Raw genomic sequence first — 2,508 nt, 5'->3', positions numbered from 1 at the left:
TGGGCAGGAGCTGGAGCGGCGGCTCGAAGCTGATGGCAGTGTGCGCAACCTCAACATCCGGCTGCGCACCCGGGCAGGCGACCTGCTGGACCTCCTCCTTTCGGCCGAGGCGGTGACCATCGGGGGACAGTCCTGCGTACTGCTGGTGGCACAGAACGTCGTCGAGCACCGCCGCACCGAGGTTGAGATCGCGTCCGCTATCCAGGCGGCTATGCAGGACACCTCCTGGTTCAGCCGAATGGTCCTGGAGAAGCTCGCCAAGCTGCGGCGCCCAGACCCTCCCGACGGCACCAAGACGTCCGAACTGTCCGACCTTCCCCCACGCGGCCAGGACGTGCTGGCCCTGGTGTGCCGCGGCATGGCCGACGCGGCTATCGCCAACAAGCTGGGGCTCTCCCGCAACACGGTCCGCAACCACGTCACGGCGCTTTACCGAAAGACCGGCGTACGCACCCGGGCCGCCCTCGTCGTCTGGGCTCGCGAGCGCGGCTTCACGGGTGGCGCCCCGCCGAAATCGCCCAGTCCTGCCAAGGACTAGTGCAATCCCTCTGCCCTCTTAGTGCAGAGGTACCAGCTCGTCCCGATGACATCGTTTCCCCTGGAGGAACCCTGAGGGCGTCCTTGGGTTGTGGGGCAAGCGCCATGGCCAATCGAGATGCGGCCGTGACCCGAACACCCAAGAGGACGAGCCAGATGAACCCGGTCCCAGTCCCGGATGAGGCCGAGCGGGTGCGGGGCTCCGTAAGGGAGGCCGTCGGCAAGCTGACCGGCGACACCAAGGCACAGGCCGATGGCCGTGCCCAGAAGGCCGGAGGCAAGCCCGAGAAGGATGCCGCTGGTGCCGGAGGCAAGCTCCCGGACACTGCCGAGAACAAGACCTGAAGGAACCTTTCACGTGCAAACACGATCCACATCAGACACCTACGGCGATGCCACGAGGGCAACTGCCGTCCTCCCCGAGGGCGCGCCATCGTTGCCGTCACGCGTGTCCTGGGGTGCGGTGATCGCTGGCGCTGTCGTGGCCTTGACGATCGGGCTGATGCTGAACTCCCTCGGCGCGGGGCTGGGCGCCACCACGGTGGATGCGACCGCCCGGGGTACGCCCTCTGCGTCCTCCTTCGGCATTGGCGCCGGAATCTGGTTCTTGGTGTCTAACCTGATCGGCCTCGCCGTAGGCGGCTACGTCGCGGCCCGGCTCTCGGGAACGTCCGACAACACTGACGGCACGCTGCATGGCCTGGCGGTGTGGGGCACCACCTTCCTGATCTCGGCGGTGCTGCTGGGCAACCTCGTCTCCGGTATTGCCTCTACGGCCGCGTCAGGGGCCTCCAGCCTCGTCGGTAGCGTCGCGAGCGGGGCTGGTTCGGCGGTGTCCGCCGTCGGCCAACAGGCGGCAAACCGGACGGACACGGGCACGCTGCAGAACGCGGCCCAGGGTCTGGTGGATCGGGTTCAGGGTGCCCTCAGCGGCGGCGGGGCTCCGGCCAGCATGACCTCGGACCAGCGCAAGGCCGAGATGGGCACCCTGGTGACCCGGCGGGTGACCGACGGCCAGCTCTCGGCCGAGGACCGTGATCGTCTGAACCAACTTGTCGCGGCCGAGTACAACCTTAGCCCGCAGGACGCCCAGGCACGGGTGCAGCAGGCCGAGCAGCGGGCAACGCAGGCGGCCCAGCAGGCCGAGGAGAAGGCGCGCAGTGCGGCCGACGCCGCTGCCTCCGGCGCTGCCAAGGGCGCCTTTGCGGTGTTCGGGATCATGCTGCTGGGCGCAGTTGCCTCCGTGCTCGGCGCCCGCCGGGGTACCCGCGACCTGATGACGGTTCGCAGTGCCCGTGTCGCCTGAACAGGGCGCGGGGGTGCCCGATGTCGAGCTGGCGCCGACGCCGGGCAGCCTGCCCATCATTGGCAGAACCGAGGAGGTCATCCCGCTGGCCGAGGAGGTGCTCCACCTCGGCAAGCGGACCGCCGAGACCGGCCGGGTTCGTGTCTCCCTGAGCACCGAGACGGTCGAGGAGACGCTGCGCGAGACCCTGCGCAGCCAGCGCACGGAGATCAGGCGCGTGCCCGTCGGTTGTGAGGTGGGCGAGGTGCCGGCAACCCGCCAGGACGGGGACGTGACCATCGTCCCCGTGGTCGAGGAGGTGCTGGTGGTCGTGAGACGGCTGGTTCTCAAGGAGGAGATCCGGCTGCGGCTCATCGACAGCGAGGACAGCGTGGAAACACCCGCCCAGCGGCGGGTGCAGCGAGCCACGGTCGAGCGACTGGCCCCGGAGCAGGCGAGCTCGCCTGCAGGGGTGGTCGAGTGGACTGACAACAGGAAAGGAAGCCAACCATGATGCGTACCATCACCGCCATGTTCGACAACCGCGCCCATGCGGATGCGGCAGTCAGCCAGCTCTCCAGCCAGCTGGATCTCGCGAGCGGCCAGGTTCAGGTGCTCGCCGGTGAGACGAGTTCGAGCGGCACGGCCACCTCTGCATCGTCCTCGGGCGAGACCGGCTTCTGGGC

4 protein-coding genes are annotated in these 2,508 nt (G+C 68.8%); all 4 read left to right on the top strand.

Annotated elements, in window-relative coordinates; translation table 11 throughout:
- The coding region (locus BO39_RS29210) for a helix-turn-helix transcriptional regulator (RefSeq protein ID WP_043840396.1) at positions 1-538 on the top strand (538 nt) is incomplete at its 5' end.
- 155 nt (positions 539-693) lie between these two features.
- The gene (locus BO39_RS29205) at positions 694-882 is read left to right on the top strand and encodes a CsbD family protein (protein WP_043840395.1); all 189 of its coding nucleotides are present in this window, start codon (positions 694-696) and stop codon (positions 880-882) included.
- Positions 883-1,039: 157 nt separating this feature from the next.
- Positions 1,040-1,843 carry a hypothetical protein gene (locus tag BO39_RS29200; RefSeq protein ID WP_245615472.1) on the top strand — a complete coding sequence of 268 codons (804 nt, stop codon included), beginning with the start codon at positions 1,040-1,042 and terminating at the stop codon, positions 1,841-1,843.
- Entirely contained in the window at positions 1,833-2,336 is a 504-nt protein-coding gene (locus BO39_RS29195) for a DUF2382 domain-containing protein (RefSeq protein WP_211257613.1), read from the top strand. The genes BO39_RS29200 and BO39_RS29195 overlap by 11 nt, the downstream gene beginning before the upstream one ends.
- Positions 2,337-2,508: the final 172 nt, after the last annotated feature.

The organism is Roseomonas aerilata DSM 19363 (assembly GCF_000711725.1).
GTDB classification, from domain to species: domain Bacteria; phylum Pseudomonadota; class Alphaproteobacteria; order Acetobacterales; family Acetobacteraceae; genus Roseomonas; species Roseomonas aerilata.
The sequence above is the reverse complement of the archived record's forward strand: the minus strand, read 5'-3'. Positions and strand labels throughout refer to the sequence as shown.

Bases quoted from the DNA above. Each gene is read 5' to 3' on its own strand.
- BO39_RS29205 (WP_043840395.1), top strand. From the start codon at position 694: ATGAACCCGGTCCCAGTCCCGGATGAGGCCGAGCGGGTGCGGGGCTCC.
- BO39_RS29200 (WP_245615472.1), top strand. From the start codon at position 1,040: ATGCTGAACTCCCTCGGCGCGGGGCTGGGCGCCACCACGGTGGATGCG.